Annotated in this window: 13 protein-coding genes; 6 read left to right on the top strand and 7 right to left on the bottom strand. The window is 73.3% G+C overall.

Translation table 11 applies throughout. The features are described from left to right. On the bottom strand, nt 1–1,362 hold the full coding sequence (locus tag SCATT_RS23455) for an NAD(P)/FAD-dependent oxidoreductase (RefSeq protein WP_014145663.1): 1,362 nt from the start codon (nt 1,360–1,362) through the stop codon (nt 1–3). A 144-nt stretch (nt 1,363–1,506) separates the two neighbouring features. Here SCATT_RS23455 and SCATT_RS23450 point away from each other — a divergent pair, with 144 nt between their 5' ends. From SCATT_RS23450 to SCATT_RS23445, 3 genes are read left to right on the top strand one after another with little or no spacing between them, the layout of a single operon-like run. Then, complete coding sequence (locus SCATT_RS23450; RefSeq protein ID WP_014145662.1) at nt 1,507–2,133, top strand: helix-turn-helix domain-containing protein; 627 nt, start codon at nt 1,507–1,509, stop codon at nt 2,131–2,133. 58 nt (nt 2,134–2,191) lie between these two features. Beyond that, complete coding sequence (locus SCATT_RS39045) at nt 2,192–2,365, top strand: DUF6126 family protein (protein WP_014145661.1); 174 nt, start codon at nt 2,192–2,194, stop codon at nt 2,363–2,365. Between the two features lie 54 nt (nt 2,366–2,419). Beyond that, nucleotides 2,420–2,938, top strand: a complete 519-nt coding sequence (locus SCATT_RS23445; RefSeq protein ID WP_014145660.1) for a GNAT family N-acetyltransferase — start codon at nt 2,420–2,422, stop codon at nt 2,936–2,938. Here the strand turns inward: SCATT_RS23445 and SCATT_RS23440 are convergent. The 3 genes from SCATT_RS23440 to SCATT_RS23430 form a co-directional block, all read right to left on the bottom strand. Next, nucleotides 2,928–3,746, bottom strand: a complete 819-nt coding sequence (locus tag SCATT_RS23440; protein ID WP_014145659.1) for an SAM-dependent methyltransferase — start codon at nt 3,744–3,746, stop codon at nt 2,928–2,930. The two genes, SCATT_RS23445 and SCATT_RS23440, sit on opposite strands and share 11 nt — an antisense overlap. A gap of 88 nt (nt 3,747–3,834) precedes the next feature. Beyond that, on the bottom strand, nt 3,835–4,095 hold the full coding sequence (locus SCATT_RS23435; RefSeq protein ID WP_014145658.1) for a DUF397 domain-containing protein: 261 nt from the start codon (nt 4,093–4,095) through the stop codon (nt 3,835–3,837). A 5-nt stretch (nt 4,096–4,100) separates the two neighbouring features. Beyond that, the gene (locus tag SCATT_RS23430) at nt 4,101–4,970 is read right to left on the bottom strand and encodes a helix-turn-helix domain-containing protein (protein WP_014145657.1); all 870 of its coding nucleotides are present in this window, start codon (nt 4,968–4,970) and stop codon (nt 4,101–4,103) included. Between the two features lie 162 nt (nt 4,971–5,132). Between SCATT_RS23430 and SCATT_RS23425 the strand changes: the two genes are divergently transcribed. Further along, a complete protein-coding gene (locus SCATT_RS23425) occupies nt 5,133–5,687 on the top strand; it encodes an ATP-binding protein (protein ID WP_014145656.1) in 555 nt (184 codons plus the stop codon). A gap of 60 nt (nt 5,688–5,747) precedes the next feature. Here SCATT_RS23425 and SCATT_RS23420 read toward each other — a convergent pair whose 3' ends face one another. After that, nucleotides 5,748–6,563 carry an SGNH/GDSL hydrolase family protein gene (locus SCATT_RS23420; protein ID WP_086010103.1) on the bottom strand — a complete coding sequence of 272 codons (816 nt, stop codon included), beginning with the start codon at nt 6,561–6,563 and terminating at the stop codon, nt 5,748–5,750. A gap of 193 nt (nt 6,564–6,756) precedes the next feature. Between SCATT_RS23420 and SCATT_RS23415 the strand changes: the two genes are divergently transcribed. Next, on the top strand, nt 6,757–7,581 hold the full coding sequence (locus tag SCATT_RS23415; RefSeq protein WP_014145654.1) for a tyrosine-protein phosphatase: 825 nt from the start codon (nt 6,757–6,759) through the stop codon (nt 7,579–7,581). Nucleotides 7,582–7,591: 10 nt separating this feature from the next. Next, the gene (locus SCATT_RS23410; RefSeq protein ID WP_014145653.1) at nt 7,592–9,601 is read left to right on the top strand and encodes a M3 family metallopeptidase; all 2,010 of its coding nucleotides are present in this window, start codon (nt 7,592–7,594) and stop codon (nt 9,599–9,601) included. Nucleotides 9,602–9,622: 21 nt separating this feature from the next. On the opposite strand, the gene SCATT_RS23405 is transcribed toward SCATT_RS23410, so the two are convergent. Then, entirely contained in the window at nt 9,623–11,029 is a 1,407-nt protein-coding gene (locus SCATT_RS23405) for an aspartate aminotransferase family protein (RefSeq protein WP_014145652.1), read from the bottom strand. Further along, nucleotides 11,016–12,944 (bottom strand): 1-deoxy-D-xylulose-5-phosphate synthase, encoded by a 1,929-nt coding sequence (gene dxs / locus SCATT_RS23400; protein WP_014145651.1) that lies wholly within the window; start codon nt 12,942–12,944, stop codon nt 11,016–11,018. The genes SCATT_RS23405 and dxs overlap by 14 nt, the downstream gene beginning before the upstream one ends. Nucleotides 12,945–12,986: the final 42 nt, after the last annotated feature.

The following is a 12,986-nucleotide window of genomic DNA, read 5'->3' as shown; positions in this document are numbered from 1 at the left end:
CTACCGGCGTTCCACCACCGACGGCGGGTCCGGCAGACCGCGGCGGGCCGGGGTGAACAGGGCGCGCAGCGCGACCGGCGGGGCGAGCAGGCGGGTGGGCGGGGCGGTGAGGCAGAGCACGTGGTGGTAGGCGGCGCGCACCACCGGGTCCATCGCGGCGCGGGCGGTCACCCGGGCGAAGTAGCGACCCAGTACCCGGTCGGCGAGGCCGAGGGCGTCGGTGGCGCCGGGGACGTAGGGGCGGTCGGCGCCGCTGGAGATGGCCCAGGCGGACCGGGCGGTGGCGCTGACCGCGCGCTGGGCGGTGGCGGCGAAGCCGGGGCGGTCCAGCGGCGTGCCGTCGAGCACGGCGCGCAGCGCGAGGGCGCCCTGGCAGGCCACCGACATCCCCTGGCCGTAGACGGGGTTGAAGGTGCAGGCGGCGTCGGCGACGGCGATGAACCCCTCGGGGACGGCGCCGGGGGCGTCGTAGTGGCGGCGGCGGTTGGCGGTGTCGCGGAAACCGTGCACCGGGCCGGCCGGCTCCGCCCCCTTGGCGAGGTCGTGCACGCGGCCGTGGGCGAGGGTGGCGGAGAAGGCGAGGAAGCCTTCGGGGTCGGTGGGCGGGTGGTGGCCGCGCACGCCGTAGAGCGTCATCAGCCAGATGCCGTCCTCGACCGGGACGAGTACGCCGCCGCGCGGGTTGCCGGGCGCCGGCTGGATGTACAGGGCCGCGTCGGGCGGTTGGGGCAGCCGCAGCGCGCGGGTGGCGTAGGCGAGGCCGGAGTCGACCACTTCCAGGCGGGGTTCGGGCAGGCCGAGCGCGGCCAGCCACTGGGCGGCCCGGGAGGTGCGGCCGGCGGCGTCGGCGACGAGGGTGGCGGGCAGTTCGCGTTCGGTGGCGTCGGCGTCCTTGGTGCGTACCGTGACGCCGGTGACGCGGTGGGCGGTGCCGAGGAGTCCGGTGACGGTGGTGTCCTGGAGCATCTGGATGCGGTCGCCGGCCTCGGCGAGGACGCGGTCGCGCACCACCGCGTCGAGCAGCGGCCGGGTGCAGGAGAGCATGAAGGTGCTGGGGTCGTCGATCCGGCGCTGCCAACCGCTGGGCATCCGGGTGAGCAGGTCGCGCGGGATGTCGAGGCGGTGGGCGCCGGCCTCGCGCAGCGCGGCGCCGGTGCCGGGGAGCAGCGTCTCCAGCGCGTCGTGGCCGCCGCTGAGGAAGATGTGCAGGTGGCGGGCTTGGGGTACGCCCTTGCGGAAGACCGGGCCGGCCGGGTAGCGGTCGCGTTCCAGCACCGTGATCCGGTCGGCGTGGCCGAGCAGTGCCCGGGCGGTGAGCATTCCGGCCAGTCCGCCGCCGATCACCACCGCGTCCTTGGGCATGTGGTCCTCCCCCTGGGTTGTGCGCCGCTTGTGCGGGGACAGCCTCCCGGCCCGGGAACGCGCTGGTCAACGGCGCCCCGCTGAGGGGATTGCCTTTGAGGCAAATTTCTTGCCTGTGGGGCATGAGGGGTGTGCACTGGAGCCATGAACGACAGCACGCCGCCGGACGCCGGGCCGTCCCCCTCGTTCGGCGAGGTGACCGGGCTGGGGGCCAGGCTGCGCGAGCGGCGGCGGGGCAGCGGGCTCACGCTGGAGGCGGCGGCGGCCCGGGTCGGGCTCTCGCCGGCGCATCTGTCGCGGCTGGAGACCGACCGCCGTCAGCCGTCGCTGCCGGTGCTGCTGGGTCTGTCCCGAGCATACGGCACCACGGTGGCCGAGCTGCTCGGGGAGGAGCCGGCGACCCGGGACCCGGTGGTCCGGGCGGGCCGGCTGGAGTCCGGCCAGGCGGGCGGCTGGAGTTACCGCAGGGTCGGCGGGGCGGACCGCGCGATGCAGGCGCTGCGTGTCCACATCCCGCCCGCGGTGCAGGACTCCGTGGTACGGGTGCATCCCGGCGAGGAGTGGCTGTACGTGCTCACCGGGCGGCTGCGGCTCACCCTGGGCGAGCGGGTCCACCTCCTCGATCCGGGCGACGCCGCCCACTTCGACTCGCTCACCCCGCACCGGCTGGCCGCGGTCTCCGCCGACGGGGTCGAGCTGGTCTTCGTCCACACGCTGTTGCAGTCCCCGACGGGCGCGCTCTGCGTGGAGCGGCCGGGCCGTCCGCACTGAGCCGCCGCCCGCCCCGCCCGCCCGTCGTCGTCCCCGTCCGCCGGAAGGTGGTCCCGTCATGCCCGAATCCCCCGTACCGGTCCCGGAGGACCAGCCGCAGATCAAGGCGCTCAACACCCGTTGGCAGAACCGGGCGTTGTGGTTCCGGATCGCCGTCTACCTGGCCGGGTCGCACCTGTTCGCGGCCTTCCTGTTCCTGCTGTTCCAGCTGGGCTCCAGGCACGGCCACTGAGCCCGGCGGTCATCGGCGCGCGCCCGGGGCCGGCCCCGGGGCACAATCGCGCGCATGACCACCTCATCCCCGGCGGGCGCCCTGGTCGTCGCGCCCGAACCGGTGGCCGCGCCGGACTCCGCGGCGCTGCTGCGCGCCTACTACCGTGACATCGTCGACCGCTACTACCGCCAGCACGAGGGGCGGCCGGCCACGGCGGCGGAGATCGACGGCGCCCTCGCCGACGAGCCCAGCGACCATCTGGTGGCGCCGCACGGGGTCTTCCTGGTGGCGCGGCGGGCGGGCGAGCCGGCCGGCTGCGCCGGGGTGCACCTGCTCTCGCCGGGTACCGCCGAGCTGACCCGTGTCTACGTGGCCGCCGGCGCCCGCCGTCGCGGGCTGGGCGGCCGTCTGCTGGCCGCCGCGGAGACGGCGGCCCGGGAGGTGCTCGGCGCCACCACGCTGCGTCTGGACACCCGCGACGACCTCACCGAGGCGCGGGCGATGTACGCGCGCTCCGGGTACGCCGCCATCCCCGCGCCGTACCCCAAGCGCTACGCCGACCACTGGTTCGCCAAGGACCTCACGGCTTGACGCCGACACCGCCGTAGAACGCGATGCGCTGGAGCTCCTCGGCGGGCGGCGGCGGGCCGTCCGGACGCCACAACGGCACCTGGACGACGCCGGGTTCGAGGAGTTCGAAGCCGTCGAAGAAGGGCAGGAACGCGTCGTAGCCGCGGAGCGTCAGATGCGCGGTGGCGTTCTTGTACACGTCCCGGGCGTCGCCGTCGGCGTCCGGGTGGAAGTCGGCGGTGCCGTGGGTGAGCACCAGGTGGCTGCCGCTGGGCAGCCGTTCTGTGAGGGCGGCCAGGATGCCGGCCGGGTCCTCCTCGTCCTTGACGAAGTGGAGCACGGCCACCAGCATCAGGGCCACCGGCTCGGAGAAGTCGATCAGCTCCTGGACCACCGGGTGTTCCAGGATCGTCTTGGGCTCGCGGGTGTCGGCGAGGACGAAGGCGGCGTTGCCGGTGTTGGTGAGCTTGGCGCCCGCGTGGGTGGCCACGATCGGGTCGTTGTCGACGTAGGCCACCCGTACCCCGGGGTCGATCTCCCGGGCCACCTCGTGGGTGTTGGGCGAGGTGGGGATGCCGGTGCCGACGTCGATGATCTGGCGCACCCCGGCGCGCACCACGGTGCGCACGGCGCGCCGCATGAACGCGCGGTTGGCGCGGGCGCTGGCCGGGGCCTCCGGGGCCATCGCGATGACCTGCTCGGCGGCCTGCCGGTCGACCTCGTAGTTGTCCCAGCCACCCAGGTAGTAGTCGTACATCCGGGCCGGGTGCGGCCGTGAGGTGTCTATCTGGTCGGCGCTGAAGCCTTGCTCGCTCACGCCGTCCTCCATTCGGTCCTGGTGCGGTGCGCGGGGGCGCGGCCGCGTTCGGTGTGCTGCCGGTCGAAAGGCGCGCGGGGCCGGACGGGCCGGCCCGGCGTCAGGTGAGGAGGAAGTCGGCTTCGCCGGCCTTCGCGCCCTGGATGAACGTCTCGATCTCCCGCGAGGTGTAGATCAGCGCGGGCCCGTCGGGGTCGGTGGACTGCCGCAGCGCCACCCGGCCGTCGCGCAGCTTCATCGCCTCGACGCAGCTGCCGCCGTTGCCGCCGCTCCATGGCTTGCGCCAGCCTTCGGTGCCGAGTTCCTTGGCGGGCATGCCGTTGTAAATCCGGTCGGGCAGGCCCGGGTAACCGCGATCCATGGGTTCTAGATCTCCTTGCGAATGCGACCGAGGACGGCCTCGGTGCTGTGTGCCGGCGCGGCTTGCGCGCACATCCGGTCGAGCGCTTCGAGGAAGGCCGACACGTCGTCCCGTTCGTCGAGGTAGACGGCCCCCACCAGGTTCTCCGAACAGACCACGTCCGGCAGTTCCCGGATCTCGAACCGGAAGATGTGGAACGGTCCGTACATCGCCGGATGCGGGCCGGCGGCGAACGGCATCACCTGGAGCCTGACGTTGGGCATGGCGCAGGCCGCGACGAGCCGGTCGATCTGGGCCCGCATCACCGCCGGTCCCCCGATGGGGCGCCGCAGCACCGTCTCGTCCATGACCACCCACAGCAGCGGCGGCGCCGGATCCCGGGTGAGCAGCCGCTGCCGGGCCATGCGCAGCGAGACGCCCCGCTCGATGGTCTCGGCCGGGGCGTGCGGGAGCCCGGCGCGCAGCACGGCACGCGCGTAGTCCTCGGTCTGGAGGAGACCGGGGACGTAGTGCGGTTCGTAGGCGCGGATGAGCGACGCCTCGCCCTCCAGGCTGACGAAGGCGCTGAACCACTCGGGCAGCACGTCACGGTAACGGTGCCACCAGCCGGGCTTGTTGGCCTCGCGGGCCAGCGCCAGGAAGCTCTCGACCTCCTCGGGGTCGGTGACCCCGTAGGTGCGCAGCAGCTTCTCGACGTACGGGATCTTCAGGCCGACCTCGGCCTTCTCCATCCGGCGGATGGTGGCGTGGGTGACGTCCAGCGCCCGTGCCGCCGCCTCGTAGCCGATGCCCGCCCGCTCCCGCAACTCGGCGAGTCGCTTGCCGAGAACCACGCGCAGCACGGTGGGTGCGCTTCCCGCCCGGGAGTCCGCCACGCCCAGCCCCTTTCTCCTGCTCACCACGGCACAACGCCAACTCGCCTGTATCGCAGGCAGTCTGGCACGCCGTCAGTCAGCGCGGACAGATCTGTCCCGAGCGTTCTGCAAATTACAGAACGCATCTTGCCATCTGTTCCGCGCTGCGCGCATAGTGGCCCGGTGGCCCTCTCCCATGACGCTCTCCGCCTGGAGCGCCCGGCCGGTTTCCCCGCCCGGCCGCGCACGGACCCGATGCGCCCGGAAGTGACCGGTGCGCAGCCGCGCCGCGAGCCGGCCGCCGGTTCGCGTACCGGACCCCGCGCGCACAACCCGATGGACGTCTTCCACCTGCCGGCGCTGGGCGCCTGCGTGGCCGAGGCCCGCCGCAGGCTGCGAACCCTGCTCGCCGCGCGCGGTGTGGAGGGCGAGGTCGGGGACGACGCCGGGCTGATCCTGTCGGAGCTGTTCACCAACGCCGTCCGGTACAGCGACAGCACGCGGATCGCCTGCGCCCTGCGGGTCACCACGCATCTGCTGCGCCTCGAGGTGGCCGACCAGGGCCGTGGCGCCTCCGAACCGCACGCCAAGGACGCCGCCTTCGACGAGGAGGGCGGGCGCGGCCTGCTGCTCGTCGACGCGCTCGCCCAGACCTGGGGCGTCCACCCGTGCGCCGACGGCCACGGCCGGGTGGTGTGGGCGGTGCTCTCCCGCGAACCGCGCGGCGGCCAGGACTGAGAAGCCGCGGTCCCCGGTCGCACGTCGCGTCCGGGGACCGGGCCGGTGTTCCGGCGGCCGTTACAGCGGCAGCAACTCCGGCCGCTTGGGCTCCACATGGTCACCGCTGGACTCACCGCGCAGCCGGCGGCCGATCCACGGGACGAGATGGGTGCGCGCCCACTGGATGTTCTCCCGGCGTACCTCGGCGGGGGTGCGGTAGGGGCGCGGCGGCCAGGGCTTGTCGGGGTCATCGGGCACGTCGAGGCCGAGCACCTGGGCGGCGCGCCGGGCGACCCGCTCGTGGCCGGCCGGCGACAGGTGGAGGCGGTCCTCGCTCCACGCCCGGGGGTCCTGCACCGAACGCAGCGACCACAGGTCGAGCACCGGGCAGTCGTACCGGTCGGCGATGGCCCGCAGATGGGCGTTGTAGGTGGCGATCTTGCCGCGCAGCCGGCCCAGCACCGGGACGCCCCGGGTGTCGAACCCGGTGGCGATCACCACCGTGCCGGCCGCCCGGACCAGCCCGGCGACCGCGCCCTCGAAGACCTCGGCCACCTGGTCGGGGTCGGTGCCGGGGCGCAGGATGTCGTTGCCGCCACCGCAGAAGGTCACCAGGTCCGGGGCGAGCCGGATGGCGTCGGGCACCTGCTCGGCGACGATCCGGTCGAGCAGCCGGCCGCGTACCGCGAGGTTGGCGTAGCGGAAGTCACCGTCCGGGCGCTGCTGGGCGAGGCGGGCGGCGAGGCGGTCGGCCCAGCCGACGAAGACGCCGTCGGGACCGGGGTCGCCCACCCCTTCGGTGAAGCTGTCGCCGATCGCCGCGTAGGACCCGATGCCCGGCGCACCCGACGCACGGGAGGGGTCAGGAATGTTCACATCAGCCACTCGCCACATCCTCCTCCCGCCGGCGTGACCTACGCCACCGTAACCAGGGGTTGACGAGGCGTGATTCATCCCACTCGGGGTTTGCGGACGGGCCGGGACGAGCCGCGTACCGCCGGGTACGTCCTCGGTCGCACTGTCGTATGGTCGGCTGTGGCCAGTTCGGCGGTGACCAGTACCGTCGGCCGTCGTCGAAGGAGTGCCGGTGACCCAGCAGACGCCGCAGACCGTGCCGCCCCAGCCCGAGCCCGAGCTGACCGGGGTCCGCAACTTCCGCGACGTGGGCGGGGCGGCCACCGCGGACGGCCGCCGGGTGCGGTACGGGCGGCTGTACCGCAGCGGCCACCTGGCCCACGCCACCGAGTCCGACGCGGCCTTCCTCGCCTCCCTCGGGCTGCACACCGTCGTCGACTTCCGCAACTCCGCCGACATCGCGCTGGAGGGCCCGGACGTCGAGCTGCCCGGGGTGCGCAACGTCAACATGCCGCTCAACGACCCGGCCGAGGGCGCCGACTTCTGGCGCGTGGTGCGCGACGGCGACCTGTCGGCGCTGCGCGCGGCGCTCGGGGAGGGCCGGGCGGCGGCCCGGATGACCCGCTCCTACCGGTCGCTGATCCTCACCCGCACCGCCGAGCACGGCCGGCTGCTGGCGTTGCTGGCCGACGAGGCGGTGCCGGTGCTGCTGCACTGCGCGGCCGGCAAGGACCGGGCCGGCACCTCGATCGCGGTGATCCTCCTCGCCCTGGGGGTGGAACGGGACGTCATCGAGGCCGACTACCTGCTGAGCAACGAGGCCCACCGGCGCTACCGGATCCGGCGCGCCAACCCGGACCACCCGCTGGCCCAGCCGGAGGTGATGGAGTTGCTCGGCCCGCTCTTCGAGGCCCGGGCGGAATACCTGGCCGCCGCCTTCGACACCATCGACGAGCGCTGGGGCTCCACCGAGCGCTACCTCACCGAGGGGCTGGGACTGACCGAGGAGCGCCGCGAGCGGCTGCGGGACCTGTTCCTGGAGGACGCCCGACCATAGGGTCGGTCGGATGACGAACCCGCTTCTCACCCGCAGCCGGCTCCCCTACGAACTGCCGCCCTTCGCCGAGCTGACCGCCGCCCACTACGCCCCCGCGTTCGACCGGGGGATGGCCGAGCAGCTCGCGGAGGTGGCGGCGATCGCCGCGGACCCGGCCCCGCCGAGCTTCGAGAACACCGTGGTCGCCCTGGAGCGCAGCGGGGCCCTGCTGCGCCGGGTGGAGGCGGTCTTCGGCAACCACGCGGCCACCGGCAGCACCGAGGAGATCCAGCGGCTGGACGCCGAGTACCGGCCGCGGCTCGCCGCCCACCGTGACGCCGTCCTGCTCGACCGCCGGCTCTTCGCCCGGCTGGATGCGCTCCACCGCGAGCGTCACCAACTCGGCCTGGACGACGCCTCGTTGCGGCTGCTGGAGCGGGTGCACACCGACTTCGTACGGGCCGGGGCCCGGCTGGACGACGCCGGCCAGCGGCGGCTGCGGGGGCTCAACGAGGAACTGGCCGTGCTGTCGGCCACCTTCGAACGCAACCTGCTCGCCGACACGGCCGCGGCCACCGTCCTCTTCGACACCGCCGACGAACTGCGCGGGCTCGCCCCGGACGCGGTGGCCGCCGCCGCGCTCAGCGCCGAGTCGCTGGGGCACCCTGGGCGCTACGCGATCCGGCTGAAGCTCTTCACCAACCAGAGCGAACTCGCCCAGCTCGACGACCCGGCCGCCCGCGAACGCCTCTTCACCGCCTCCGTCAGCCGCGGCCGGGAGTCCAACCGGCAGATCGTGCCGCGTATCGCCCGGCTGCGCGCCCAGCGCGCCGCGCTGCTCGGGTACCCCAGCCACGCCGCCTACGTGGTGGCGGAGATGACCGCGGGCACCATCGAGGCGGTCGGCTCGCTGCTGGCCCGGCTGATCCCGCCGGCGGTGGCCAACGCCCGGCGGGAGGAGGCGACGCTCACCGAGGCGGCCGGCCGCCCCCTGGAGCCGTGGGACTGGTCCTACTGGACCGAGCGGGTACGCGGCGCCCGCTACACCGTGGACGCCGCCGCCCTGCGTCCCTACCTGGAGTTGGAACGCGTCCTGGCCGACGGGGTGTTCCTCGCCGCCGAGCAGCTGTACGGGGTGCGGCTGACCGAACGCCACGACCTGCCCGGCTACCACCCCGACGTGCGGGTCTTCGAGGTGACGGAGGCCAACGGCGCCCCGCTCGGCCTCTTCCTCGCCGACTTCTACGCCCGCCCCGGCAAGCGCGGTGGCGCCTGGATGGACCAACTCGTCCCGCAGTCGGGGCTGTTGGACCAGCGGCCGGTGGTGGTCAACAACCTCAACATCGCCCGCCCGCCGCACGGCGAGCCGACGCTGCTCACCCTGGACGAGGTGCGCACCCTGTTCCACGAGTTCGGCCACGCGCTGCACGGCCTCTTCTCCGACGTGCGCTACCCGTACTTCTCCGGCACCCGGGTCCCGCGCGACGTGGTCGAATACCCCTCGCAGGTCAACGAGGTGTGGATGCTGCGCCCCGAGGTGCTCTCCCGGTACGCCCGCCACCACCTCACCGGTGAGCCGCTGCCCGGGCACCTGGTGGCCGCGCTGGAGGAGTCGCGCCGCTTCGGCGAGGGGTTCGCCACCGTGGAGTACCTGGCCGCCGCCGCGCTCGACTGGGCCTGGCACACCCTCGGCGCGGGGGACGACCCCGGGGACCCGGAGGCGTTCGAGGCGGCGGCGCTGGAGGCGGCCGGGGTCGCGCTGCCGCTGATCCCGCCGCGCTACCGCAGCACCTACTTCGCCCATGTCTTCGGCGGCGACTACAGCGCCGGGTACTACGCGTACATCTGGAGCGAGGTGCTGGACGCCGACACCGTCGAGTGGTTCACCGGCCGCCCGGGTCCGCTGCGGGAGACCGGGGCGCTCTTCCGGCGGGAGCTGCTGGCCAAGGGGGGCAGCGCGGATGTGATGGAGTGCTTCCGGCGGCTGACCGGACGCAGCCCGCGGATCGAGCCGTTGCTGGCCCGCCGCGGGCTGTCCTGACGCCCCTGCCGGACGGCCGGTTCAGCGGTTGGCGACCGCCTGCTTGATCAGGGTGCGGCCGAAGTCCCACATCAGTCCGCTGCCCTTGTGGGCGTCGTCCATGACGTCGGTGAAGGCGGCCACGAACCGGTCGACCTCCTTCTCGCCGATGGTCAGCGGCGGGATGAGCTTGATGACCTCCAGGTGGTCGCCGGAGACCTGGGTGAGGATGCGGTGCCGCTGGAACAGCGGCACCACCACCATCTGCGCGAAGAGCCCCTTGCGGGCCGCCTGGAGCATCGTCCAGCCGCTGCGCAGCTTCAGCGACCGGGGGCGGCCGAACTCGATGCCGATCATCAGGCCCCGGCCGCGCACGTCGTGCAGCAGCTCGTAGCGGTCCACCAGGGCGGCGAGCCGGCCGCGCAGCAGGTCGCCGGTGCGGCGGGCGTTCTTCACCACCTTCTCGTCGTCCATCACCGCGAGGGTGGCCAGCCCCGCCGCCATCGCCTGGGCGTTGGCGCCGAAGCTCGCCGAGTGCACCAGCACCCGGTCCATCGAGGAGTAGACCTTCTTGAAGATCCAGTCCTTGCCGAGGGTGGCGCCGACCGGTACGTAGCCGCCGGAGAGCGCCTTGGCCACGCACACCAGGTCGGGTTCGACGCCGGTCTCGTGCTGGTAGGCGAAGAAGTCACCGGTGCGGCCGACGCCGGTCTGCACCTCGTCGGCGATGAGCAGCGCCTTGTGCTTGTGCAGCAGTTCCTGGGCGGCGCGCAGGAACCCCGGCGGGGTCGGGTGCACCCCCTTGCCCTGGATCGGCTCCACGATCAGCGCCGCCACGTCACCGCGCTTCAACTCCCGCTCCAGCGCGGCCAGATCGCCCAGCTCGATCGCGGTGTCCGGCAGCAGCGGGGCGAAGCCGTCCCGGAAGCCGTTCTCGCCGTTGACCGAGAGCGAGCCGGTGGTCAGCCCGTGGAAGGCGTGGACGCAGTACAGCACCCTGGGCCGGCCGGTGGCGAAGCGGGCGAACTTCAGCGCCGTCTCCACCGCCTCGGTGCCGCTGTTGCCGAAGAACACCCGGTCCAGGTGGGGCGCGTAGGACAGCAGCTTCTCGGCGAGCAGCCCCGGCAGCGGCGGGCAGTCGAACCGGGTCAGGTCGGCCAGCCCGGCGTCGAGCACGTCGTGCAGCGCCTTGCGGACCACCGGGTGGTGGCGGCCCAGGCCCATCACCCCGAAGCCGGCCAGCATGTCGAGGTAGTCGTTGCCGTCGGCGTCCCAGAAGTAGGCGCCCTCGGCCCGCTCGTAGACCTTGTCGAAGCCGATGGTGTGCAGCATGCGCGGCAGCTGGTGGTTGAGGTGTCTGCTGTGCAGCTCGTACCGTTCCGCGCCCCGCTCGGCCAGCAGCCGGCCCAGCTCGAACCCCTTGTCCCGGGCGGCCTCAACGTCGGCCATCGGCTTCCTCCTTCTGCGTCACGCCCCGCCCCACGGCGCACCGGGCGTCGATACGGGACAGTGTCGCCCCTATCCGTCCGGCGATCTCCGCCGGGGTGAGCCCCAGATCGGCCAGGACCTCGCTGCGTTTGGCGTGCGGGAGGAACTGGTCGGGGATGCCGAAGTCCCGTACCGGGACGTCGGTGTCGGCGTCGCGCAGCGCCTGGGCCACGGCGGCGCCGACACCGCCGGCGCGCCCGTTGTCCTCCACCACGGCCACCAGGCGGTGCTCGGCGGCGAGCGGTGCCAGCGCCGGGTCCACCGGTTTGACCCAGCGCGGGTCGACCACGGTGACGCCGATGCCGCGTTCGCGCAGCAGCGCCGCGGCCGACAGGCAGGTGTCGGCCATGGTGCCCACCGACACCAGCAGCACGTCCTGGCCTTGCCCGCGGTGGAGCACGTCGAGCCCGCCGATCCGGTCCAGGGCGGGCAGCGGCTCGCCGACCGACGCCTTGGGGAAGCGGATCACGGTGGGCGCGTCGGTCACGTCCACCGCCTCGCGCAGCTGGCTGCACAACTGCTCGGCGTCGCGCGGCGCGGCGATCCGCAGGCCGGGGACGACCTGGAGGATCGACATGTCCCACATGCCGTTGTGGGAGGCGCCGTCCGGCCCGGTGACCCCGGCCCGGTCCAGTACGAAAGTGACCCCGCACCGGTGCAGCGCCACGTCCATCAGCACCTGGTCGAAGGCGCGGTTGAGGAAGGTGGCGTAGACGGCGACCACCGGGTGCAGGCCGCCGGTGGCCAGGCCCGCCGCGGAGACCGCCGCGTGCTGCTCGGCGATGCCCACGTCGTAGACGCGCTCCGGGAAGCGCTCGGCGAACTTGGCCAGCCCCACCGGTTGCAGCATGGCGGCGGTGATGGCGACCACGTCGTCGCGTTCCTCGCCCAGCTCGGCCATGGCGTCGCCGAAGACCGAGGTCCACGAGCGCCCCGCGGACGGGGTGAGCGGGGCGCAGGTGAGCGGGTCCATGGCGGACACCGAGTGGAAGCGGTCGGCCTCGTCCTGCTCGGCGGCGGCGTACCCGCGGCCCTTGACCGTCAGGCAGTGCACCAGGACGGGGCCGTTGAAGCGTTTCGCCCGGCGCAGCGCGGACTCCACGGCATCGATGTCATGGCCGTCGATGGGGCCGAGGTACTTCAGCCCCAGGTCCTCGAACATGCCCTGCGGGGCGAAGGCGTCCTTGAACCCCTTTTTGGCGCCGTGCAGCGACTCGTAGAGCGGCTTGCCCACCACCGGGGTGCGTTGCAGCAGGTCCTTGCCGAGGGAGAGCAGCCACTCGTACTCGTTGGTGGTGCGCAGCGCGGCCAGGTGGTTGGCGAGGCCGCCGATGGTGGGCGCGTAGGACCGGGCGTTGTCGTTGACCACGATGATCAGCGGACGGTCCTTGGCGGCGGCGATGTTGTTGAGCGCCTCCCAGGCCATGCCGCCGGTGAGGGCGCCGTCGCCGATCACCGCCACCACGTGGTCGCTGCGCCGCCGCAACTGGTTGGCCTTGGCCAGGCCGTCGGCCCAGCCGAGGACGGTGGAGGCGTGGCTGTTCTCGATGACGTCGTGCTCGGACTCGGCACGTGACGGATAGCCGGACAGGCCGCCCTTGCCGCGCAGCTTGGAGAAGTCCTGCCGCCCGGTGAGCAGTTTGTGCACGTACGACTGGTGCCCGGTGTCCCACAGGATGCGGTCGGCGGGCGAGTCGAAGACCCGGTGCAGGGCGATGGTCAGCTCCACCACGCCGAGGTTGGGCCCGAGGTGGCCGCCGGTGCGGGCCACTGCCTTGATCAGGAACTGCCGGATCTCACCGGCGAGTTCGTCCAGCCGGTCGGCGGCAAGCGCCTTGAGGTCGCGCGGACCTCGGATGCTCTCCAACAACGACACGATGGGGCTCCTTTCCCTGTGTCTCCCGGGCTGACCCGCTGT

Source organism: Streptantibioticus cattleyicolor NRRL 8057 = DSM 46488 (genome assembly GCF_000240165.1).
GTDB lineage: Bacteria > Actinomycetota > Actinomycetes > Streptomycetales > Streptomycetaceae > Streptantibioticus > Streptantibioticus cattleyicolor.
The sequence above is the reverse complement of the archived record's forward strand: the minus strand, read 5'-3'. Positions and strand labels throughout refer to the sequence as shown.

Coding starts and splice junctions, on each gene's coding strand:
- SCATT_RS23440 (WP_014145659.1), bottom strand. CDS start 3,746: ATGGAGGACGGCGTGAGCGAGCAAGGCTTCAGCGCCGACCAGATAGAC.
- SCATT_RS23410 (WP_014145653.1), top strand. CDS start 7,592: ATGACGAACCCGCTTCTCACCCGCAGCCGGCTCCCCTACGAACTGCCG.
- SCATT_RS23405 (WP_014145652.1), bottom strand. CDS start 11,029: ATGGCCGACGTTGAGGCCGCCCGGGACAAGGGGTTCGAGCTGGGCCGG.
- SCATT_RS23450 (WP_014145662.1), top strand. CDS start 1,507: ATGAACGACAGCACGCCGCCGGACGCCGGGCCGTCCCCCTCGTTCGGC.
- SCATT_RS39045 (WP_014145661.1), top strand. CDS start 2,192: ATGCCCGAATCCCCCGTACCGGTCCCGGAGGACCAGCCGCAGATCAAG.
- SCATT_RS23445 (WP_014145660.1), top strand. CDS start 2,420: ATGACCACCTCATCCCCGGCGGGCGCCCTGGTCGTCGCGCCCGAACCG.
- SCATT_RS23420 (WP_086010103.1), bottom strand. CDS start 6,563: ATGTGGCGAGTGGCTGATGTGAACATTCCTGACCCCTCCCGTGCGTCG.
- SCATT_RS23455 (WP_014145663.1), bottom strand. CDS start 1,362: ATGCCCAAGGACGCGGTGGTGATCGGCGGCGGACTGGCCGGAATGCTC.
- SCATT_RS23435 (WP_014145658.1), bottom strand. CDS start 4,095: ATGGATCGCGGTTACCCGGGCCTGCCCGACCGGATTTACAACGGCATG.